Origin of the sequence: Acidisphaera sp. S103, from assembly GCF_009765975.1 — a bacterium.
Lineage (GTDB): Bacteria > Pseudomonadota > Alphaproteobacteria > Acetobacterales > Acetobacteraceae > Rhodopila.
Genome location: NZ_LMUJ01000048.1, coordinates 162,502 through 185,215 on the forward strand (window position 1 = coordinate 162,502; position 22,714 = coordinate 185,215).

The window sequence follows — 22,714 nt, forward strand, 5'->3', positions numbered from 1 at the left end:
CATGCCCATAACCTGCATCCGCAACGCAGCCTGGATCGTCGCCTGGGATCCCGCCGCTGGCCGTCACGCGTATCTCCGCGATGCGGATCTCGTCTTCGAGGGCGGCCGCATCAGCTTTATCGGCCGGCTCTACCCCGGTGCCTTCGACACCGAAATTCCCGGCCACGACCTGCTGGTCATGCCCGGTCTGGTGGATATCCATTCCCATCCCAGCACCGAACCGTTCTTTCGTGGTATCCGGGAGGAACATGGCCTGCCCACCATGTTCATGACCGGCCTCTACGAGCGCGGTTTCGCTTTTCGTCCCGACGCGGTGGGACGCGTTGCCGGCAAGACCACCGCCTATTGCGAGATGCTGCTGACCGGGATCACCTCCGTCGCCGATTTGTCCGGCATCGACGAAGGCTGGGTCGATCTCGCGGCGCGATCCGGATTGCGGGTCTTTCTGGCCCCCAGCTATGCATCCGCCAAGTGGCATCTGACCAACAACTGGCAACTGCAATACAATTGGGACGAACCGGCGGGGCGGAACGGCTTCGACGCCGCCCTTCAGGTGATCGATGCGGCGCAGGCCGACCCGAGCGGGCGGTTGAGCGGCATCATTTCTCCGGCGCAAATCGATACCTGCACGGAAGACCTGTTGCGCGACAGCCATGATGCGGCGGTGGCGCGAAACCTGCCTTTCACCACCCACTGCGCCAAAAGCGTCAATGAGTTCAATGAAATGACCAACCGCCACGGCATCACGCCGGTGCAATGGGCGCGCGACATCGGTATTCTTGGCCGCAACACCATCCTGGGTCATGCAATCTTCATCGACGAACACTCCTGGCTGCATTGGCACACACGGGAGGACCTTGGGATCCTGGCGGCAACGGACACATCCATCGCCCACTGCCCGTCTCCGTTCGCCCGTTACGGCCAGACCCTGGAAGACTTTGGACGGTACACGCGCAGGGGTGTGAATATCGGCATGGGCACCGACGTTGCACCGCACAACCTGATCGAGGAGATGCGTCTCGCCGCCGCCTTGGCCCGTGTCGCCGCCGAGGACATTACCGCGACGTCCCTCACCGATGTCTTCTATGCTGCCACCGCCGGCGGCGCCCGAGCACTGGGGCGCACCGACATCGGCCGCCTGGAACCGGGCGCGAAGGCCGACCTTGTGCTGGTGGACCTGAAAAACCCGTGGATGATGCCGGCCCGCGATCCGTTGCGTTCCCTGGTCTACACCGCCGCCGACCGAGCGATTCACAAGGTGTTCATCGACGGCCGCCTTGTGGTGGATGGGGGCAAGGTGCTGACGCTGGATCACGCCGCGGCTCTGGAGGCGCTGACCGAGGCCCAGGCTCGCATGATTGCTACTGTTCCAGGCTACGATTGGGCTCAGCGTTCGGCCGACCAGCTTACGCCGCTGAGCCTGCCAATGGTCAAAGGGCTGAACTGACCTCGTGGTCATTCGGCGTGACGTTGCGTATAGTCCACCTTATAAATGCCATGCTCGCGGTGGAGCGTGAACCGGCCCGGTGAGGCTGGACGCCTCCACCGTTGCTTGGCGTGTTGACAACGTTGACTAAGGTAGGAAACCGACCCTTGACGCATGCTCCCGCGAACAAGAACGCATGGACAAAACACGCCGCGGCGGCGTTGGCTGGCACTGGTGTGCATGCATCACGCCCCGTTCATTCCAATCAAACCGCGCCGGCCCTGGTTGCCGAGGCACTCCGCCGTCACGAAGGTCGCCTGTCGGTCGATGGCGCCTTCATGGTGGAAACCGGCGTGCATACCGGCCGCTCCGTCCAGGACAAGTTCGTGGTGGATGAGCCTTCGGTCACTGCCGATATCTGGTGGGGCAAGGTTAATCAGCCCATGCCGGTGGATCGCTTCAACGCGCTGAAGGGTCGTGTCCAGGCGTATTTGCAGGGACAGGAGTTGTTCACCCAGGACCTGTATGCGGGCGCCGATCCGGAGCATCGCGTCCGCGTCCGGCTCGTGACCACCCAGGCCTGGAACGCCCTGTTTGCTCGTAATATGTTCATTCGTCCGCCGGAGGCAGACCTTCCGGCGTTCGAGCCGGATTATGTCATTCTGCATGCGCCACTGTTCCAGACCGACCCCGAGGTCGATGGCGTGCGGTCATCCACCACCATTGCGCTGTCGTTCGAGCAGAAGCTGATCGTCATCGCCGGCAGCGAGTATGCGGGTGAGGTGAAGAAGTCGATCTTTGCCGTCATGAATTGGCTGCTGCCCCCCAAGGGCGTGATGCCGATGCATTGCAGCGCCAATATCGGCCGTGATGGCGACGTGGCGTTGTTCTTCGGGCTGTCCGGCACCGGCAAGACGACGTTGTCCTCCGATCCCGAACGCAAGCTGATCGGCGACGATGAACATGGCTGGGGGGAGAACGGCACCTTCAACTTTGAGGGCGGTTGCTACGCCAAGGTCATCAACTTGTCGCAAGAAGCCGAACCGGAGATCTGGGCCGCGTCCAATCGCTTCGGTTCGGTGCTGGAAAACGTCATCGGCGATGAACACGGCAACCTGGACCTGGCGGACGGCTCGCTGACCGAGAACACACGGTCCTGCTACCCGGTGGAATTCATCCCCAACGTCAACCTGGCAGGTCGCGGCGGGCAGCCGAAGAACGTGTTCATGCTGACGTGTGACGCCTTCGGCGTGCTGCCGCCGATTTCACGGCTGACCCCGGCGCAGGCGATGTATCATTTTCTGTCCGGCTACACCGCGCAGGTCGCCGGCACGGAAAAGGGTCTTGGCAGCGAGCCGAAGGCCGCGTTCAGCACCTGCTTCGCGCATCCATTCCTGCCGCGCCGGCCCGAGGTTTACGGGCAGATGTTCGCCGACCTGATCGCCAAGCACGGCGCCACCTGCTGGCTGGTGAACACCGGCTGGAGCGGTGGTCAGTTCGGCGTCGGCAAACGCATGGCGATCAAACACACAAGAGCCCTGTTGCGTGGCGCGTTGGATGGATCGCTGACGAAGATGGAGTTTCGCAAGGAACCGTTCTTCGGCCTGGCCATCCCCCTGCATGTGTCGGGTATTCCCGATGAGGTTCTCGATCCACGCCAATCCTGGGCGGACAAGGCGGGGTACGACCGGGTGGCGAAGCAGTTGATCGGCCGGTTCGAGGAGAACTTCGCGGCGTACGAAGCCGGCGTGGCCGACGACGTCAAGGCGGCTGCGATCCGAGCGGCAGCATAGGGCTACGGGCTACCATCCGCGGGCGTGTAGGGCGCGCCCGCGGATGATTTGCCTCAGAACATCGCGTCGCCGCCATTGACGTGCAGTACTTGGCCGGTGACGAAACCGGCACCCACCAGATATGTGCAGGCATCAGCGATGTCGTCGACATGACCGACGCGTCGTACCGGTATTTGCTTGGTCCGCTCTCCGTAGCCGTTGGCAAAGTGCGGGTATTGCGTCCAGTCCCGGGTCGTATCGATGACACCGGGCGCCACCGTGTTGGCGGTGATGCCGTAGGGACCAAGTTCGACGGCGATCGCCTTTGACAGTGCGAACATGCCGGCTTTGCAGGTCACGTTGTGCGCTCGATTGGGAATGGCCCTGAAGCCGTCCACGCCGGAAATATGAATGATGCGGCCCCACCCTTTTTCCTTCATCAGAGGAGCGACCGCGTGCGCCAGGTAGAATGAGGCGCTGAGGTTGGAGTTGATGATGCGCTGCCATTCCTCGATAGAGAGATCCAGAAACGGGGTATGCAGCCGGGTTGAGACGTTCGATACGGCAATGTCGACGCTGCCGAACTCGTCGACCGCCCGATCCACCATCGACTGCACCGCGGCGGGATCGCCGACATCGGCAAGCACCGCCATCGCGCGCACACCCAATGCGCGTATTTCGTCCGCAACGGCATCGATCGCCGCCTGATTGCGGTGGCCATTGACGACCACGTTCGCACCGCCCCGCGCGAATGCCAGGGCAATGGCTCGGCCGATATTCTGACCGGAACCGGTAACGATCGCAGTACGGCCCTCAAACGGCCGGGGAGAAGCAGAAGCGGACATCACGGAGAACCTCTGGGATATGAATGGCAAGCCAACAACCGTGAGTTTGGCATCATTGGTGTTTCGCGCAATCTTGCGGCGCAACCTGCCTCCAAGCCCACCGGTGGCTTGGAGCGGCCGGCGGGGAATCCCAGGCGGCATGATGGCCGGATTTTACACCGGACACCGATGATCTAGACTTCCATCAACCACGGGGAGGAATCATTCATGACGCACGCTGAACCGGTAACCGGCGCTGAGTACCTGGCGCGCAGCCTGGCTGCGAATGGTACCACCCACGTCTTTTTCATCGACGCCGTGTTACGGCGCACGCTGATAGAATTGGGTACGCTGGGCGTTCAGCGTGTTCTGGGTCACAGCGAGAAAGCTGTCGCCTACATGGCGGACGGTTATGCCCGCATCGCCGGACGGCCGGGAATTTGCTTCGCGCAGTCGGTGGGTGCGGCGAATTTGGCGGCCGGGCTGCAGGATGCGTATCTCGGCCGCACGCCGGTGATTGCGATGACGGGGCACAAACAGCCATCGATGCAGCATCGCAACGCGTACCAGGAAATTCCACACACGCCCCTGTTCGCGCCAGTGACGAAATTCTCGGCGCGGGTGGATCAGGCCGCCGACCTGCCGAGGCTGATGCGGCAGGCGTGGCGGGAGGCGATGACCGGAACGCCGCGTCCCGCGCATCTCGACCTGAATGGCTTGCAGGCGGAGGTCATCGAAACCGGTGTCGTTCATGAAGCCCCTGTCGCGGACCCAGCGTTCCAGCTAACCCTGCCGCCACACCGTCCCGTGGCATCGCCTGCCGAAATCGAGCGGGCCGCGGAACGAATATTGCGTGCGAGAAAGGTTGTGATCGTGGCGGGGGAGGGAGCGACCGCATCGGCTGCCGGCAAGGAACTGCTGGCGTTGGGTGAGTTGCTGGTCGCGCCGATCGCCACGTCGTTGGGCGCTCGCGGCCTGATCCCGACCCGACATCGGCTGTCGATTGGTTGCGCCGGCAACTATGCCGCGCCGCCCGCGAACCAGATCGTGCATGAGGCGGAATTGGTGGTGTTTGTCGGTTGCGAGACCGGGGATCAGGTCACACATACCTGGCGCATTCCGGCGATCGATACGCCTTGCGTGCAAATCGACCTCGATCCGACCGATATCGGTCGTTCTTATCCCAATACAGTGGGTGTGATGGGCGATCCGAAGGCGACGCTGGCCGCGCTGATTGCCGCGTTGGGCCGGCCCGAACGGGATACCGCGTTTGCGGATCGGGCGGCGGAGATCATGGCGACGTGGCGGCAAAACCGGGCGGCGGCGCTGGCGAGCAATGCGTCACCGATCTGGCCGGATCGGCTGTGCGCGGAGATAACCCGAGCCCTGCCGGCGGATGGGATTTTGGTTGCGGATACGGGTTATTCCAGTATCTGGAGCAGTTCGCTGATCGAACTGAACGGCGAGGGACAGACATATCTGCGCGCGGCAGGATCGCTCGGATGGTCTTTCCCAGCGGCGTTGGGCGCGAAATGCGCGGCGCCGCATCGCAAGGTGATCTGCTGGTCCGGCGATGGCGCGCTGTATTACCACCTGACCGAACTGGAGACGGCGCGTCGCCGTGGCATCGCGGTGGTGCTGGTGGTCAATAACAACTCCGGTTTTGGCCAGGGGTGGCCGAACATCCAGCGGCAGCAGGGCAACAAGCCCGGCGACGTGGCCGAACTGGTGCGCTTCGGGCCGACGAATTTCGCCGACGTGGCCAAGGTTTTCGGCCTGCGCGGCATCCGCGTGGAGGATCCGTCGCAGATTGGGCCGGCATTGCGCGACGCGCTGGCATCTGATGAAACCGTTGTCGTCGATGTGGCGACCGACATCGATTGCCGGGCGCCCGAGCCCTGGTTGCCGGAGGGGATGTAGCATGGCCGAAGTAGCGGTTGTCGGCGCGGGTCTGATGGGGCATGCGCTGGCCTTGGTTTTCGCGTTGGGTGGACATCAGGTTCGCCTGACCGACAACAACGCCGAATCGCTGGAGCGGGCGCCGGGTTTGATGGCGACCGCGCTTGCGACCTTGGCCGAGGCAAGCGAGGTGGACGGAACCTGGAATCGGCAGCGACTGTCGAAAGCCGTGCGTTGCATGCCGTCGCTGGCGGACACCGTGAGAGGTGCGTCCATCGTGGTCGAGGCGGTGGTGGAACGGCCGGATGTGAAGCTGGCGCTGTATGACCAGCTTCAATCACTGATGGATCCGGATGCGATCCTGGCCAGCAACACCTCCAACCTGGATATTTTCCCGCTGGTGCCGGCGGCGTTGCAGGAACGCACTATTATCGCCCATTGGTATACGCCGCCTTATCTGTGCGACCTGGTTGATCTGTGTCCCGGGCCAGGGACGAAGCCGGGGGTGATCGAGACCGTCCGAGGTATGGTTGAGGCGATGGGCAAGGCGCCGGTGGTGTTCAAGCAGATGGTGCAGGGCTACGTCGCCAACCGGCTACAGGCGGCGATGCAGTTGGAAGTCTATCGACTGCTGGATGAGGGGCTGGTCACGCCCAAAGATATCGACGATTCGGTGCTGCACGGGCTGGCGTTGCGTATCCCGATCCTGGGGATCATGGCGAAGGCGGATTTTACCGGCCTGTTGTTGATGCAGCAGGGGATGCAGAACCGCAGTTATACGCCGCCGGTGCCGCAAGGGTGCAGCGAGACACTGGACAAGCTGATCGCCGAGGGCCGCACCGGGGTGATGGCGGGCAAGGGATATTTCGACTGGGGTGACCGTTCGCCAGAAGAGTTGTTCCGGGAACGTGACCGGAAGTTGCTGGCATTGAAACAGGCGTTGCGGGCGATCGGCCCGATGGAGGGCACATGATTCGATACGATCTGACCGGCAAGACCGCACTGGTGACAGGCGGCGCGTCCGGTATCGGTTTCGCCACCGCGAAGATGCTTTCCGGGTTTGGCGCCACGGTCGCGGTAAACTTCCTGACCGACGACCCGCGCGGACCGGAGGCAGTGGATAAGCTGATCGCGGCCGGTGGGAAGGCGGTGATGGCGCCCGGCAGCGTTGGTGATGCGGCGGACTCGGTGCGGATGGTTCAGCAGGCCGTTGCCGACCTGGGGCGACTGGATCTGTTGGTGAACAACGCCGGCACGCCAGGGACGCGGCATCGGATCGCGCCGCCAGACCTCGACCTGATTACCGAGGAACTCTGGTCGGTTCTGTTGGAAACCAATCTACTGGGTGTGTTCCGCTGTGCCAAGGCGGCGGCCCCGGCGTTGAAGAAGGCGGGCGGCGCGATCGTCAATACCGCCTCGATCGCTGGATTGGGACGCGCCGGCAGCAGTTTGGCATACGGTGCCACCAAAGCCGGTGTGGTCAGCCTGACACAGAACCTCGCTCGGGCGCTCGCGCCGGAGGTGCGGGTGAACGCCATAGCGCCGGGCGCGGTTGACAGCTCCTGGATGATCGAATGGACGAATGAGGAACGGCAGCAGTCGATCGAGCGTGCGTTACTGAAACGGCGCTGCCAACCCGAAGACCTTGCTGAGGTCATCGTTTTCCTGGGCTTCGGCGCCGCGATGGTGACCGGACAGACGATCACCGTGGATGGTGGTTTGACATTGTAGAAAGCAGACAGGCCAGGGTGTGATCCCTGGCCTGCGAAGCTGTCCGATCCGAACAAGGTTTAGAATGTCAGGACCACGTCGGACGCGACGGTGAACGAGCTGTTGGCCGTTCCGCCGTTGTAGGCGCTGGCTCCGCCCAGATCGGTATCCCACCGGATTTCCGGACGAATCAGCAGGCCGCTGATCACCGGGGGCAGTCCGGCCGGTTTGTAGGTTACGCCAAGGGTCAGTTCGCCATAAGTCGTTGCGTGCTTTGCCCCAGAGACGAGGGGGGTCGGGAAGCCTTGCTGGAACTGATCGAAACCGTTGTTGTTGGCAAAGCCGGAGACGAAGAAGTTGTTATCGTCCCGATACACTTCGGCCCGTCCGTTGAGCGTGAGCGTGTCGGTCAGTGTATAGCTGGCGTACTGGGCGACACCGAAGGCATTGGCCGGTGCCGGCTTGCCGGTGAGAAGACCATTGCCGAAATCGTCGCGAACCCAGTTTAACTCAGTCGTAAGTGTCAGCGCCGAGGTCGCCTTGTAGGTGATCACGATATCGTTATAGTACCGATAATATCCATCGGCATTGTACCCAAATGGCGACAGTGCGCGAGATGAATTTTCGGGCCCGATATGTGTCAGCGCGAGCGCGGTCAGATTGCCGCCCAACAGGGTCAGGTTGACGCCGCCCAGGAACGCGATGGCGCTGTTGTCGTCGCCCGACGATCCGAAACTGGTGTTGGCACCAGTATCGAGACCCAGATAAACGTCCAGCATCGAGTTGACGTGGCTGGTCGTCAGGATTCCGGTATGCTTCAGCGGCAGGCCGAAATTGAAGATGTAGGAGTGCGAATAGAACGGATTGGTGGATGGGTCGATCGTTTCGAACCCAAGCGGCGTCGAATATTGACCGGCTTTCACATCGATACCGCCATCAAACAACACCGGCAGATGGAACAGAACATTGGCCTCGACGATATCGAACTGATTGCGGTCGTAAGGATTGACCCAGTCGAATTCACCAAGGAAGTGGGTATAGCGGGCGTCCGAACCATACATGCCCTGCAGCTTGAAGCCCCAATCGAAGCCGGTGGCCTTCGGATCGAGCGGCTTGTTTGCCGTCAACAGAATTTGGTTCAGCAGAACGGTGTTCGGCTTGTCTGTGAAAAGCTGGCCGAAATTCTGCTTCGGGCCATCGAAGTTGCCCGTGATGCCGGCCTCGATCTGGGCGGAAAGGTGGATTCCATCAATCCAGAGGCCCGGTGGTGGTGCAGCGGGCGCGGGAGCGGGCGTCGGCGCCGCTGTGGTGGCCGCCGCCGCGGGGGGAGCAGCCGCTGCGGGAGGAGCCGCCGCCGCGGGGGGAGCAACCGTTTGTGCGGACGCCGTCCCCCAACCCGCGGCGATCGTCGCCGCGGCGGCAAGCCAAGCGCTTTGCCAGAGTTTGTTTGTCGTCATTCGCTTGTTTCCATCTTAAAGGCAGTAAACGCCATCTACCTAGATCGTTCCCGCATAAATGAACCATATAATATATATACATTCATATAGCAGGAAAATAGGAAAGTCCTGGGCTTCCCCAGGACCTTCCGCTGGAACCTTAGAAGATTTGTTCGCCGTGCAGGACGATATCCAGGCCTTCCCGCTCCTCTTCTTCGTCAACCCGCAGTCCGACAAGGGCCTTGGTCACCATCAGCAGGATCAGTGTCATGATTCCGCTATAGGCAATGGTCGAACAGACGCCGATTGCCTGCAGCTTGAGCTGCGCCAGGCCACCAGGGCTGCCGTCGGGTGAGGCATCCGTGGCTGACAGAGGCCCGTAGGCGAACACACCGGTCAGCAAGGCGCCGATGATACCGCCGATACCATGGACACCGAATGCGTCCAGGCTGTCGTCATAGCCCAACATATGCTTCAGGGTCGTTGCGGACCAGAAGCAGATCACGCCCGCGGCGACACCGATGACGATCGACCCGCCCGGAAGCACGAAACCCGAAGCCGGCGTGATTGCCACCAGCCCGGCAACCGCGCCAGAGGCCGCGCCGAGAACCGAGGGTTTGCCCTTGGTGATCCACTCGGCGAACATCCAGCCAAGCGCCGCAGCCGCCGTGGCGATCTGCGTCACGGACATCGCCATGCCGGCGCGGCCGTTGGAGGCGACCGCGGAACCCGCGTTGAACCCGAACCAGCCCACCCACAGCAGGGAGGCACCAATGACCGCGTAGCCCACGTTGTACGGCGCCATGTTGTCAGTGCCGTAACCCACCCGTTTGCCAAGGACCAAGGCGCAGACCAGACCGGCGACACCGGCGTTGATATGCACGACGGTGCCGCCCGCGAAGTCGAGCACACCCAACTGATTGGCCCAGCCCGACGGTGCCCAGACCCAATGGGCGATGGGCGAATAGACCAGCAGGGACCAAAGCGCCATGAAGATGCACATCGCCGAGAACTTCATGCGATCGGCGAACGCCCCTGCGATCAGGGCCGGCGTGATGATCGCGAAGGTCATCTGGAACATCATGTAGACGGTCTCGGGGATCGTCGTGCCCATGTCAGCGACGTCCTTGATTCCCGAGGCAAGCACGAAGGCCTGGGAGTCATTCCCTTTGACGATATGGTCGGCGATGCCGTTCAGCATGAAGCGGGAGAAGTCGCCCATGTATTCGTTGCCGGTGGTGAAGGCGACGCTGTAGCCGGCGATCGTCCAGACCATGGTGACGATGCAGCAGATCGTGAACGACTGCATCATGGTTGCCAGCACGTTCTTCTTGCGTACCATACCGGCATAGAACAGTGCGAGGCCCGGGATGGTCATCAGCAGCACCAGCGCGGTGCTGCTCAGCATCCACGCGGTATCGCCGGAATCAAGCTTCGGCGGCCCAGCGGGGGCAGCCGCCGCGGCGGCTGCCGCGACGGCGGGCGCGGCCGGGGCAGCCGCAGTCTGCGCCAATGCCGGTAGTGCGAGCAACAGAGCGAACAGCAGTGCGCTCAGTCCCCAAAAATAGCGGGGTCTCTTCATAGTCCTGTTTCCCTATGCTTCTTGTTTACAGCGCGTCGGTATCGACTTCGCCGGTGCGGATCCGCATGGCGCGTTCGATGTCGATGACGAAAATCTTGCCGTCGCCGATTTTGCCGGTATGAGCAGATTTCGATATCGCCTCGATAACCTGGTCGGCCAGGTCATCAGGTACTACGACTTCGATCTTGATCTTCGGCAGGAAACTCACGTGATATTCCGCGCCGCGATAGATTTCAGTCTGGCCTTTCTGCCGGCCAAAGCCCTTGACTTCCGACACGGTCAGCCCCTGAACCCCAAGTGGGGTCAAGGCCTCCCGGACGTCGTCAAGCTTGAAGGGCTTGATGATGGCCATGATGAGTTTCATGTCGGCCGGTCCTCCGGTCTTTCATTGGGGTTACGGGAAGCCTGCATTGTCGTGTCCTGTGTCGCCATTTCGCCGCGCCGCTGCGAGGAGCAACGGCCGGACGTGACATCTGTAGAATCAACAATCGTGCCAACATCGCATTGCGCTGTGCGGGCGCGGTTTTTATCTACAATCAGCCGATATGCGGGATAATAATGCACATTAATCGAGCAATTGCTCTTTACTGCCCCAATAATGCTGGGACCGGCATTGTTGATGCCGTATCCATAGGGGCACATTCCATTGCCGCACACACGCTCATCGCCTCAACCCGATCAGTGGCGGCTGCAAAACTCGGATGACCGACAAGACGGCGGTCTATACGTGACCGGTACTTCCGATATCAAAATGGACGTGAATTGTCATAGATAGCCGCATTGACCGCGACATCAGGCCGTAACGGTCCTGATTGGCTTTAATACCGACAATAAAAAACCCCGCCGCATGATACGGCGGGGTTTTCCGAATGGTCTGGGGGATTTAGACCGAGTAGTACATCTCGAACTCAACCGGGTGCGGGGTGTGCTCGAACCGGTACACTTCATTCCATTTCAGTTCGATATAGCTTTCGATCTGGTCGGTACTGAACACCCCGCCTTCCAGCAGGAAGTCGTGGTCCGCCGCCAGCGCGCCCAGGGCTTCACGCAGGCTGCCGCATACCGTCGGGATGCCTTTCAGCTCTTCCGGCGGCAGATCGTACAGATCCTTGTCCATCGGGTCGCCGGGATGGATTTTGTTCTTGATCCCGTCCAGCGCCGCCATGGTGATCGCGGAATAGGACAGATAAGGGTTGCAGCTCGGATCGGGGAAGCGAACCTCGACACGCTTCGCCTTTGGGCTGGTCGTGTACGGGATGCGGCAGGACGCCGACCGGTTACGGGCCGAATAAGCCAGCAGAACCGGCGCCTCGAACCCCGGGATCAACCGCTTGTAACTGTTGGTCGAGGGATTGGAGAATGCGTTGATCGCCTTCGCGTGCTTGATGATGCCACCGATGGCATAAAGGCACATCTCCGACAGATCGGCATAGCCGTTGCCGGCGAACAACGGCTTGCCGGCTTTCCAGATCGAGATATGCGTATGCATACCCGAACCGTTGTCGCCATAGATCGGCTTCGGCATGAACGTCGCGGTCTTGCCGTAGCTGTGGGCGACGTTGTGGACGCAGTATTTGTAAATCTGCATCTGGTCGGCCATCGTGGTCAGCGAGCCGAACTTGGTGCCAAGCTCGTGCTGCGATTGCGCCACTTCGTGGTGGTGCTTTTCGATCGGCAGGCCCATCTCGCCCATCGTCGACAGCATTTCCGCGCGGAGGTCGCTGTCGCCATCGACCGGCGGAACCGGGAAATAGCCGCCCTTCACCGACGGACGGTGACCCATGTTGCCTTCCGGATAGTCCTTCAGGTTGGAACCCGGACCCTCGACGCTATCGACCTGGAAACTGCCGAAATTGCCGCCGGTGCCGAACTTCACGCTGTCGAAGATGAAGAATTCCGCCTCGGCACCGATGGAGACGGTGTCGCCGATGCCGCTGGACTTGACGTACGCCTCGCACAGCTTGGCGGTTGCCCGCGGGTCACGCGAATAGAACTGCCCGGTCGAGGGCTCGACGATATCGCAGAACACGATCAGGCTCGGCTTGGCGGAGAACGGATCCATCGTGGCCGTGGCCGCGTCCGGCATCAGGATCATGTCGCTCTCGTTAATCGCCTTCCAGCCGGCGATGGAGGAGCCATCGAACATGATCCCGTCGCGGAATGCATCTTCACCCATGGTAGAGATATGTTGGGCAGTGTGCTGCCACTTGCCGCGGGGATCGGTGAACCGAAGGTCCACATACTCCACGGAATTGTCACTCAGCATCTTGAGCACCTTGCTCACGTCCCCACTGGGACCTGATGCTGACGCTGTTGCCGGCTTCTTCGCCATCCTGATTTCCCCGTTGTCTGTTTGGTCGCCGCGACTGTCCCGCCCGTCACGGGACGCGACAGGACACGGCATGCGATAGTCCCGCACCACGCGGAACCTTATCGCCCGGCGCTCGTCTACGCCGATGCGTCGGAAGCCGAAAGTGGAATAAGGCTGATGTTTGAACGGGCTGCCTCATGCCGGCGGGAACCGCTGAAAGCGGTGCCCCGGGTGCGAAAGCCCTAGATCGCGTCCTCCCCACGTTCGCCGGTACGGATCCGGATTACCTCTTCGACCGAGGAGATAAAGATCTTCCCGTCGCCGATCCGGCCGGTGCGGGCGGCATTGACGATCGCCTCCACGGCCCGTTCCACGACGGAATCCTCGCAGATGACTTCGATCTTCACCTTCGGCAGGAAGTCCACGACATATTCCGCGCCCCGGTAAAGTTCGGTATGGCCCTTCTGGCGGCCGAAACCCTTGGCTTCCACCACGGTGATACCTTGCAGTCCAACCTCATGCAGGGCTTCCTTAACCTCATCGAGTTTGAACGGCTTGATGACAGCTTCGATCTTTTTCATGTCGATCAAGCCCGGTTTAGCCGGGCCTCCCACTAAGTTCAGGCTGCCCGTTTCGCTGCAAAGATGTCAGCGGCGTGAACAGCACCATAGGTTTGCATGTGGCGTGCCAAGCAGCAACGGCCAAGGTGATGGATGGCCTATCTTCCGTGCGAACGGCCATCCGCGGCTTTTTTGGACACCTCCGTACTGTATGCCAGCGCATCCTGCACCGGACCAGGGAGGGCAGATTGCGCCCGGCAACGGCAAAAACCGCCGGTCCAAGGGTGCCGTCGGATCAGGTTCGGGTGGTGGGGAAAGGCGTTGCCCGGTATTTGCGCAGTTGAAACGGATGCATGTCGCCCGTTTTTTATGCAGAAAGTGGGGCAAATATATACGGCCCGTACATATCCTCCTGGCCTTTCCAACTTGACCCGGGGGCGATATTCCGTATCGCCTAGCGACTGGTCAGGGCGGAGTGTCATCGATGCGTGCGGCGAACACCTATCTGGGATCTATCGGCACCACCATCTTTACGGTGATGTCGGCGCTCGCGACCGAACATAAGTCGATCAATTTGGGGCAGGGGTTCCCCGATACCGAAGGGCCGGCCGACGTCGTCCTGGCCGCCGCGGACGCGCTGAACGACAGCCGCAACCAATATCCGCCGATGCCGGGGGTGCCTGAACTGCGCCAGGCCGTCGCGGCGGCGAACCGGCGATTTTATGGCCTGGATATCGACTGGGCGAAGGAGGTGACGGTCACATCGGGTGCCACCGAGGCGATCACCGCCAGCCTGATGGCCGTGCTCGATCCCGGTGATGAGGTTGTGCTGATCGAGCCGCTGTACGATACCTACGTGCCGGTCGTTCGTATGCTGGGGGCCATCCCGCGCATCGTGCGTCTGGCGCCGCCACGCTGGGACCTGCCGCACGCCGAGCTGGCCGATGCGTTCGGGCCGAAGACCAAGGCGATTCTGTTCAACTCCCCGATGAACCCGTGCGGGAAAGTGTTCACGGCGGAGGAGCTGGGCTTCATCGCCGATCTGGTGGCGCGGCATGACACCTACGCCATTTGCGATGAGGTTTATGAGCATCTGGTGTTCGATGGAGCCAGGCATATCCCGTTGATGACATTGCCGGGGATGCGGGATCGGACGATGCGGATCGGCAGTGCCGGCAAGACGTTTTCGCTGACCGGGTGGAAGGTTGGGTATGTGACGGCGGGGGCGGCGCTGACGCCGCTGGTGCAGAAGGCGCACCAAAACCTGACCTTCACCACCGCGCCTAACCTTCAGCGCGCCGTGGCCGTGGGTCTCGCAAAAGACGATGCCTATTTCGCCTCCCTGGCCGGCAATCTTCAGGCTCGGCGAGACCAACTGGCCGAGGGGCTGGCGGCGGTCGGGCTCTCGGTCCTGCCGACCCAGGGCACCTATTTCATCACCACCGATTTCTCGCCTTTGGGCTTCAACGGCGACGACGTCGCGTTCTGCCGGCACATCACCGAACAGGCCGGTGTCACTGCGATCCCGGTTTCGGCGTTCTATGATGAGGGCGAGGCACCGCGGCACTATGCCCGTTTCGCCTTCTGCAAGCGGGAGGCGGTGCTGGCGGAGGCGATCGACCGGCTGCAACGGCACTTTCGCGGGTGAATTGCGTATCGACAACGACACACTATAGTGCGCCGCAGATGACGGTGGCCCGCAAGGGCTTAAACGGGAACTGCCGAAAGGCGGCTGCCCTCGCAACTGTAAGCGGCGAGCCGGGTCCAGATGCCATTGCCCCCTGTGGGGCGAGAAGGCGGACCCAAGGCCGAGACCCGCGAGCCAGGAGACCGGCCGGAATCGAGACTGCGCGCGTGTGCCGGGCGAGGTGAACCGGGGCGGCGGGGAGAAACCCGCATGCGAGCAATCGACACATTGGTCGATGGAGTACCCCCGGCATGCGCCTGTATCGCGCTTTGACGGCACTAACCCTGCTATCCATTACGGCGGCGCAGGCCGACGATGCGCCGGTGACTGCGCCCGAAACGGTCGTGACAGCAACGCGCGTGCCCACCCCGATCGAGGAAATCGCCGCCGGCGTGACCGTGATCGACCGAGCCACGATCGAGGCGCATGGCTACAACACGCTGACCGACGCGCTGGCCGACATCCCCGGCCTGCATGTCAGCCCGTCCGGCGGTCCCGGCGGCCAGGCCAGTGTCTTTATTCGCGGCACCAACTCGGACCACGTCTTGGTGCTGCGCGACGGGATGCCAATTACCGATGGGTCGGATCCTACCGGGGCATTTAACTTCGGTGTCGATACGCTGTCCGATATCGAGCGGATCGAGATCATCCGCGGCCCCATGGCCGCCCTATACGGTTCCGGCGCGATCGGAGGCGTGATCAACCTGATTTCGCGCCGTGGCACCCAGGAAGGTGTGCATTGGGCGGGTGATTTGGCGGGCGGATATCCAGCTTTGGTACGCGGCGCTGTCACCGCCAGCGGGGTCGAGGGACCGCTGGACTTCGCCCTGACAGCCGAGTCGCAATCGCAACAAGGCTATGATTATATCCCGCAAAGGGAAAGTGCCTACCAAGGCACGCCGCAAGGCTTCCGCGACCGGATCATAACGATGAACCTGGGCTATACACCCGTGGAGGGAACGCGGCTGTCGTTGTTCCTGCGGGCGCGCGCGGCCGATTTCGGCAACGATTCCTTTAGCAGCGCCGATGCATCGGGGAATGTCTATACCAGCGTGAGCGATACATCATTGTTTGGCCGGATTGGCGGCACCACCCATCTGTTCGATGGAAAACTGGAAACGGGTGTATTCATCGGCCAGCTTCAAGATGACAGGCGCTATTTCGAACCCTTCTCGCCGGACAACACGGGGCAGACATCCGGCGATGACCGGTATCACTCCTATCGGACTGACGCACAGTGGAACAACACGCTGCATCTGCCCGATTTACCGGGTCTGTCGGGCAACGCGATAACGTTTGGATACGAGTATATCGGTGACACCGCCAGGGTGCGAACGAATGACGTTTTTCCCGGAGAAACGTTTGCTCAGTCGGTAGCGGCCACGGCGACCGACAACGCGGTTTATGCCGGGCTGCAGACCACAGTGCTGCAACGTTTGGCCTTGACCGCCCAACTGCGCCAGGAGTGGGTCGCGAACGACTCGCCCGGCACGTGGCGCGTCGGTGGCGTCTACGACCTGAAGGAGATCGCCACCCATCTGAAGCTAGCCTACGGCACCGCATTCCGGGCACCGTCGCTGTACGACCGTTACGGTAACTTTGTCAGCGACTCCGGTGGGTCGCTCTTCAACTACGTCGGCAATCCCAATCTTAAGCCCGAACAATCGGCCGGATGGGAAGTGGGTTTCACGACCGACATTCCGGGCGCGGGTCGAACCGACCTGGTCACCTTCGGGGCCACCTATTTCGATCAGCGCGTGCTCGACCTGATCGAGTTCACAACCTTGTCCTCGACCACCGAGACCGAGATCAACGTATCGTCCGCTCACGTGCATGGAATCGAAACAGAGCTCACGCTGCACCCGGTACACTGGCTGGATCTCCATGCCGAGTACACGTTGCTGAACACGAACTCAGACGGTCAGCCGACAGGACAAACCCAGCAACTGCTTAATCGGCCACAGAACCAGGTTTCCGGCAGTGTGACATTGCGACCGTCGGAGGGACTGCGGTTCGTCGCGACCCTTATCTACACGGGGACAAGTTATCAGTTTCTTTCCGACAACAACGGCAATTCGCTGTTTCCGCCGGGCGTCGGTCAGCACGGTCTGGTGGCCAACGTGACGGGCAGCTATGCGGTTACGCCGGCGGTTGAACTCTATTTCAGCGGCTTCAATATCTTCGATTCGAAGTTCGAGCCGGTGAACGGGTTCCAGATGCCCGGTCCGACGGTGCTGGCGGGGGTGCGGTTCAAGCTCTAACTCAGCCCGCCGCGCGCCGCGACCGGCCACAGGCATTCAACCCGGCCGTTGCGCACCCCGACATACCAGTCGAACTTGTCGACTGTCGGGTCGCAATGGCCGGGGACCAGCCTCAACATCTCCCCGACCTTGGGTGCAGCTGTTTCACTGCCGTATTGCAACTTGCCGTGCTCATCTGAGGCGCTGGTATAACGGATATCCGGCCGCTGCCAGACCGTCGGCAGCCCGGAATCCACGGCAACCGCCTTATGTCCGGCATCCAACACGGCGACCCCGGCCTGGGCCTGGCTCATCACCGTGGACAGCACAAACAGCGCATGCCGGAACGTTCCGACAGGCGTCCCGGCCTCGTCCAAATTCCGAGCATAGTCGGCATCCATGAAAACGTAGCTGCCAGCTTGCATTTCGGTGTAGATGCCGGATTTCGATTCGATCTCAAACGTTCCGGTTCCGGCGCCGCCGACGATCGCGCAGTCCAGCCCCTGCTGGCGCAGTTGTTCCACCGTGCGACGGGATGCATCGACCGCGCCGCCGACCAGGGTACGCCGTTCCGCCGGTGTGCGTTTGTGTTGGGCACTGCCGTGATAGGCCTGCAACCCGCCGAAGATAAGATGCCTGGACGCGGCGATCCGGGTCGCGAGTGCCACCGCCTCTGGGCCGGGCTGCACGCCGCAGCGGCCGGCACCGACGTCGATCTCCACCAGCACCGTCATGCGAATGCCGGCATCCGCGGCGGCGGCCTCGATCGCCGCGACCTGGCCGGCGTCATCGGCACAAACCGCGACCTTGGCAATCCGCGACAGGGCGCAAAGCCGAGCCAGCTTGGCCGCGCCGACAACTTCGTTGCTGACCAGGATGTCGGGGATACCACCCCATGCGAGCACCTCGGCTTCGGTGACCTTCTGCACGCAGTTGCCCACGGCCCCGCGGTCCATCTGCAGCCTGGCGATGACCGGCGATTTGTGGGTCTTTGCGTGCGCTCGCAGTTTGACGCCGGTGGGTGAGAGCAGCGCGGCCATGGTGTCGAGGTTCGACTCGAAGGCGTCCAGGTCGATCACCAGGGCTGGGGTGTCGATCTTTTCCTCACGCATGCCGGGAATGGCGGGAGGCGCTTGCTGCATCGGCTTGTTCCTTCAGGACGGATCGCAGTTTCGCTGCTTCGGTCGAGAACGGCAACCCAGGCTAGCCTGTTATTAACGAATATCACCATATCGTTTAATAACAAGCGTCGCTATTAAAGCTTCCCTTAACAAGGTTCTCCACCGATGCCCGAGTACCCCACCCGCCTGGGCCGCTACGAAGCCACCGCCGTCGACGGCGAGATGGTGCGCGCCTACGTGCCGGTGCCCTTGCCCCCAATCCCACCCGTCGATCTCAGCGGACTGCATGTCGCCTTGGAACTGGCCAATCAGACGATTGGGCGGCTTGACGGTATCGCCTCTGTCCTGCCCGATCCATCATTGTTCTTGTATATCTATATCCGCAAGGAGGCCCTGCTGTCCTCCCAGATCGAGGGGACGCAGTCTTCCCTCTCCGACCTTCTGCTGTACGAGGCGGAAGAAGTCCCCGGTGTGCCGATCGACGACACGCGCGAGGTGTCCAACTACGTCGCGGCGATGAGTCACGGGCTGAGTCGTCTGCGCGAGGACTTTCCCCTGTCGCTGCGCCTGATTCGGGAAATCCACGAAATCCTGCTTTCCAAGGGCCGTGGCCAGGACAAGGATCCCGGCGAGTTTCGCCGCTCCCAGAACTGGATCGGGGGCACCCGGCCCGGCAACGCGTTGTTCGTTCCGCCGCCGCCGCATCTGGTCATGGACTGCCTGGGCGCATTGGAAACCTTCATCCACACCGACACCCCCGACCTGCCGCTGCTGGTGAAAGCCGCGCTGGTGCACGTCCAGTTCGAGACCATCCATCCCTTCCTCGATAGCAATGGCCGCCTCGGCCGTCTGCTGATTACCTTCCTGATGTGCGAGCGCGGCATCCTGCGTGAGCCGTTGCTCTATCTGAGCCTGTTCTTCAAGCAGAACCGGCAGGCCTACTACGAGCACCTGCAAGCCGTGCGGCAGCATGGCGCGTGGGAAGCCTGGGTCGAGTTCTTCCTGCGCGGTGTCACCGAAACCGCTCGGCAAGGCATCCAGACAGCCCAAAACCTGTTGCGGCTATTCGGCAACGACCATGCTCGGATCGAGCAACTTGGCCGGCCGGCCGCAACCGCGCTGCGGCTGCATCAATTTTTCCAGCGCCGCGGGCTGACGACCATTCCGGCTGCGTCGCGGCACCTCGGCCTGTCGCAGCCGACTGTTACCAGCGCCATCGCGCATTTGCGGAAATTGGGCATCGTACGAGAAACGACCGGCCGGCTGCGCGGCAAGGTATTTGTCTATGGCGCCTTCCTGGATTTGCTGAGCGAAGGCACGGATCCCCTGCCACGCTGACCTACCCCGGTTTCGCGCCGACCCAACCTGCTTTAGAACCTGCCGCCATAACCAACCGGAGGAAACCGACCATGTGGGAACCCAGCCAGCGCTACCCCGACCCGAACGTCCAGGTGCTGGACCCAAGCTTCAACGCGCTGCGTCTGCCGCTGGCGTCGGTCGAGCAATTGGCGACCGGATGCCGCTGGTCCGAAGGCCCGGTGTATTTCGGTGATGGCCGCTATGTCCTTTGGAGCGACATCCCCAACGATCGCATTCTGAAATGGGAAGAAGAAACCGGCGCCGTCAGCGTCTTCCGCAAAACCTCCTGGAATGCCAACGGCAACACCCGCGACCGTCAGGGCCGCCTGGTGACGTGCGAGCATCGCGGTCGCCGCGTCACCCGCACGGAATATGACGGAACGATCACGGTCCTGATGGACAGCCATCAGGGCAAGCGGCTGAACTCCCCGAACGATGTCGTGGTGAAGTCGGATGGGTCGATCTGGTTCACCGATCCGATCTTCGGCATCCTGGGCTATTACGAGGGCGAGAAGGCCGATCCCGAACTGCCGATGGCGGTATGGCGGATCGATGGACAAACCGGCGCGGCAACGATGATGGCCGACGATATCGAGGGCCCGAACGGCCTCGCTTTCTCCCCGGATGAATCGGTCCTGTATGTGGTCGCGTCGCGTGCGGAGCCGCACCGGCTGATCCGCGCTTTGGACGTTGTCGATGGCGGCAAGAAACTGGCGAACAATCGCGTGTTCATTGATGCCAAGGGCGGCACGCCGGACGGCTTCCGTGTGGATATCCATGGCAACCTGTGGTGCGGCTGGGGCATGGGCAGTGCCGAACTGGATGGCGTGCGGGTGTTCGACAAAACCGGCAAGCCGATCGGTCACATCACGCTGCCGGAACGTGCCGCCAATCTGTGCTTTGGCGGTCGCTTCCGGAACCGTCTGTTCATGGCTGCCAGCCATGGACTGTATGCGCTGTATGTGAATACCCAAGGGGCGATTGGGGGATAAACTACCGCGTGTGGGCGAGCACCACGCGATGAAGTGCCCAGGCGGTGGCGCAGCCGACCAGTAGGACAGCGCCCCACACCGCGGCTGACTGCCAGTCTCCATCCCTCAACCGGTCGAGCGACAGCCCGGCCAGTTGAGCAGGGTAGATGTGGACAGGCGCCGAAACGAAGGCGGATGCGACATTGGCGAACACGAATCGCCGCTGCCGCATGCCCGCCATTCCGGCGACCAGCGGGACGGTAGAGCGCAAAACCGGCACGAACCGGCACAGAGCAACGCTATAGATGCCGTAGCGATCGAAGAATTGCGCCGCGTTGTCCATCAGTGCGGGCCGGCGGGAGAACGGCCAGACACCACGCAGCCGCAGGCTGAATCGTTTGCCGATCCAGAACGACAGGAAATCGCCGATCACCGCGCCAAGGATCGACAGCGCCAGGAATGGCAACATCGGTTGGCCGGCAATCGCCGCTGCACCGGCGACCGCCATCAGGATTGGCGTCCCCGGGATCAGGATACCCACCACCGCCAGGGCCTCGATGATCGCGGCCAGGAACACCACGCCCATTGCGCCGGCTGGGTGCAGCGCAACAAGGCCGACGATGGTGTTAATGCAATACCACATGAGGCTAAAGTGACGCTCCTGTTGCGAAAGGTAACAGCTACTATGGCCAGTTTGACCGTCGAAAGGAAGCGGTCATTGCGAGACGGAAGAGGTGTTGAACCAAAGGATGATGCGATGGCGTGTTGGTTCCCGCGGGCCCTGAAAAAGAAACACATGTTGCTATCTTGCACGCGCCGATGACGTGCCCTTTACGGGCCGGGCGTTAAAAATTGTAAAGGCCGCAGCTTGTGATGCGTTGTTTTAGGTTCCAAAAACTCATTTGAAAACAAATACTTAATAAGTGTCATCTATTCGGGGCTATGGTCTGGATGTGACCGATCCGACAGATTGTTCCTCCTTTCGTGACCATCCTCAAGTCGTGGTGATTTGTCCCTCGGGCCCATGTAGCGAATATGCCGCACACCCCAAGGGCCGCTCGATAGCGACCGGTTCCATGCGGTTGTCCATCCCGGACGATTGAGACGCCAACAAGGAGTACAACGCATGCGTTTCCGCGGTGCGATTATCGCCACGGCCTTCCTCACGACACCGATCGTGGCGATGGCTCAACCAATTACCGGGCTTTATGTCGGGGCGGGCGCTGGGCTGCACTTCCCTAGCTTTTCCGATCTGACGACCCAGAATTCAGGCTACGGCAACAGCCGGATCAAAATGAATGAGGCTTTGGGCTTCAACTCAAACCTTGCCGTCGGTTACGGCATTGGCAATGGGTTTCGCTTCGAGATCGAAGGTGACTTCGCCCGTAGTAACATCAAGGATGTTCACGGAACGCCGTATCCCAACAGTGGCGGCACCATTCGCAACTGGGGCGTGATGGCCAATGCGCTGTACGACCTCGATGTCGGGCTTCCCTGGATGTATCCATACCTCGGTCTTGGCGCCGGCTATCAGTGGACATCCCTGAACCCGTTAGATGTCAACGGACCGGGTTTCGCTGCCTCCACAACCGGCCAAAGTGGGGCGTTTGCCGGGCAGGCGATCGTTGGTGCCTCGTTCCCCGTACCTAACATGCCGGGGTTGTCGTTCACCGTAGATTATCGCGTTATGGATATCCTGGGTGGTGGTCACTACACGGGGTTGGTGGACAACGACGGCGTCATCTCGTCGTCGCAGTTGAAACAACATAGCCAAGTCAACCAGGATCTCGTGTTCGGTATCCGTTACGCGTTCAAC

18 protein-coding genes and 1 riboswitch are annotated in these 22,714 nt (G+C 61.6%); of the genes, 10 read left to right on the top strand and 8 right to left on the bottom strand.

Going from position 1 to position 22,714, the window contains the following annotated elements; translation table 11 throughout:
- Position 1 precedes the first annotated feature (1 nt).
- Together GSQ89_RS13305 and pckA are read left to right on the top strand one after the other, a co-directional pair.
- Positions 2–1,447, top strand: a complete 1,446-nt coding sequence (locus GSQ89_RS13305) for an amidohydrolase family protein (protein WP_158925820.1) — start codon at positions 2–4, stop codon at positions 1,445–1,447.
- 146 nt (positions 1,448–1,593) lie between these two features.
- Complete coding sequence (pckA, locus tag GSQ89_RS13310) at positions 1,594–3,219, top strand: phosphoenolpyruvate carboxykinase (ATP) (RefSeq protein ID WP_158925822.1); 1,626 nt, start codon at positions 1,594–1,596, stop codon at positions 3,217–3,219.
- Positions 3,220–3,272: 53 nt separating this feature from the next.
- On the opposite strand, the gene GSQ89_RS13315 is transcribed toward pckA, so the two are convergent.
- Positions 3,273–4,043, bottom strand: coding sequence for an SDR family NAD(P)-dependent oxidoreductase (locus GSQ89_RS13315; RefSeq protein WP_158925824.1), 771 nt, complete (start codon positions 4,041–4,043; stop codon positions 3,273–3,275).
- A gap of 207 nt (positions 4,044–4,250) precedes the next feature.
- Between GSQ89_RS13315 and GSQ89_RS13320 the strand changes: the two genes are divergently transcribed.
- The 3 genes from GSQ89_RS13320 to GSQ89_RS13330 are packed head-to-tail and all read left to right on the top strand — an operon-like array spanning position 4,251 to position 7,652.
- Positions 4,251–5,942, top strand: coding sequence for a thiamine pyrophosphate-binding protein (locus GSQ89_RS13320; RefSeq protein ID WP_158925826.1), 1,692 nt, complete (start codon positions 4,251–4,253; stop codon positions 5,940–5,942).
- 1 nt (position 5,943) lies between these two features.
- Positions 5,944–6,894 (top strand): 3-hydroxyacyl-CoA dehydrogenase family protein, encoded by a 951-nt coding sequence (locus GSQ89_RS13325; protein WP_158925828.1) that lies wholly within the window; start codon positions 5,944–5,946, stop codon positions 6,892–6,894.
- Positions 6,891–7,652: an SDR family NAD(P)-dependent oxidoreductase gene (locus tag GSQ89_RS13330; protein ID WP_158925830.1), complete on the top strand. Its 762-nt coding sequence runs from the start codon at positions 6,891–6,893 to the stop codon at positions 7,650–7,652. The genes GSQ89_RS13325 and GSQ89_RS13330 overlap by 4 nt, the downstream gene beginning before the upstream one ends.
- A 59-nt stretch (positions 7,653–7,711) precedes the next feature.
- Here the strand turns inward: GSQ89_RS13330 and GSQ89_RS13335 are convergent, their stop codons facing one another.
- From GSQ89_RS13335 to GSQ89_RS13355, 5 genes are all read right to left on the bottom strand, one after another.
- Positions 7,712–9,088, bottom strand: coding sequence for an outer membrane beta-barrel protein (locus GSQ89_RS13335; protein WP_158925832.1), 1,377 nt, complete (start codon positions 9,086–9,088; stop codon positions 7,712–7,714).
- A gap of 139 nt (positions 9,089–9,227) precedes the next feature.
- A complete protein-coding gene (locus GSQ89_RS13340) occupies positions 9,228–10,649 on the bottom strand; it encodes an ammonium transporter (protein ID WP_158925834.1) in 1,422 nt (473 codons plus the stop codon).
- A 25-nt stretch (positions 10,650–10,674) separates the two neighbouring features.
- A complete protein-coding gene (locus GSQ89_RS13345) occupies positions 10,675–11,013 on the bottom strand; it encodes a P-II family nitrogen regulator (protein WP_158925843.1) in 339 nt (112 codons plus the stop codon).
- Between the two features lie 519 nt (positions 11,014–11,532).
- The gene (gene glnA / locus GSQ89_RS13350) at positions 11,533–12,981 is read right to left on the bottom strand and encodes a type I glutamate--ammonia ligase (protein ID WP_158925845.1); all 1,449 of its coding nucleotides are present in this window, start codon (positions 12,979–12,981) and stop codon (positions 11,533–11,535) included.
- Positions 12,982–13,202: 221 nt separating this feature from the next.
- A complete protein-coding gene (locus GSQ89_RS13355) occupies positions 13,203–13,541 on the bottom strand; it encodes a P-II family nitrogen regulator (protein WP_158925853.1) in 339 nt (112 codons plus the stop codon).
- A 463-nt stretch (positions 13,542–14,004) separates the two neighbouring features.
- Between GSQ89_RS13355 and GSQ89_RS13360 the strand changes: the two genes are divergently transcribed.
- Together GSQ89_RS13360 and GSQ89_RS13365 are read left to right on the top strand one after the other, a co-directional pair.
- Positions 14,005–15,168 (top strand): aminotransferase, encoded by a 1,164-nt coding sequence (locus tag GSQ89_RS13360; RefSeq protein ID WP_158925855.1) that lies wholly within the window; start codon positions 14,005–14,007, stop codon positions 15,166–15,168.
- Positions 15,169–15,193: 25 nt separating this feature from the next.
- Positions 15,194–15,374, top strand: a riboswitch (cobalamin riboswitch).
- 84 nt (positions 15,375–15,458) lie between these two features.
- Positions 15,459–17,468, top strand: a complete 2,010-nt coding sequence (locus GSQ89_RS13365) for a TonB-dependent siderophore receptor (protein ID WP_158925857.1) — start codon at positions 15,459–15,461, stop codon at positions 17,466–17,468.
- Here GSQ89_RS13365 and GSQ89_RS13370 read toward each other — a convergent pair.
- A complete protein-coding gene (locus tag GSQ89_RS13370) occupies positions 17,465–18,589 on the bottom strand; it encodes a DSD1 family PLP-dependent enzyme (protein WP_158925859.1) in 1,125 nt (374 codons plus the stop codon). The genes GSQ89_RS13365 and GSQ89_RS13370 overlap by 4 nt on opposite strands.
- 144 nt (positions 18,590–18,733) lie before the next feature.
- On the opposite strand from GSQ89_RS13370, the gene GSQ89_RS13375 reads away from it, so the two are divergent.
- Positions 18,734–19,906, top strand: a complete 1,173-nt coding sequence (locus tag GSQ89_RS13375) for a Fic family protein (RefSeq protein WP_158925862.1) — start codon at positions 18,734–18,736, stop codon at positions 19,904–19,906.
- Positions 19,907–19,977: 71 nt separating this feature from the next.
- Positions 19,978–20,919 (top strand): SMP-30/gluconolactonase/LRE family protein, encoded by a 942-nt coding sequence (locus GSQ89_RS13380; protein WP_158925864.1) that lies wholly within the window; start codon positions 19,978–19,980, stop codon positions 20,917–20,919.
- Position 20,920: 1 nt separating this feature from the next.
- Here GSQ89_RS13380 and GSQ89_RS13385 read toward each other — a convergent pair whose 3' ends face one another.
- Entirely contained in the window at positions 20,921–21,541 is a 621-nt protein-coding gene (locus GSQ89_RS13385; protein WP_158925866.1) for a DedA family protein, read from the bottom strand.
- Between the two features lie 483 nt (positions 21,542–22,024).
- Between GSQ89_RS13385 and GSQ89_RS13390 the strand changes: the two genes are divergently transcribed.
- Positions 22,025–22,714 (top strand): porin family protein (locus GSQ89_RS13390; protein ID WP_174254860.1); only part of this gene is annotated, 690 nt, incomplete at its 3' end.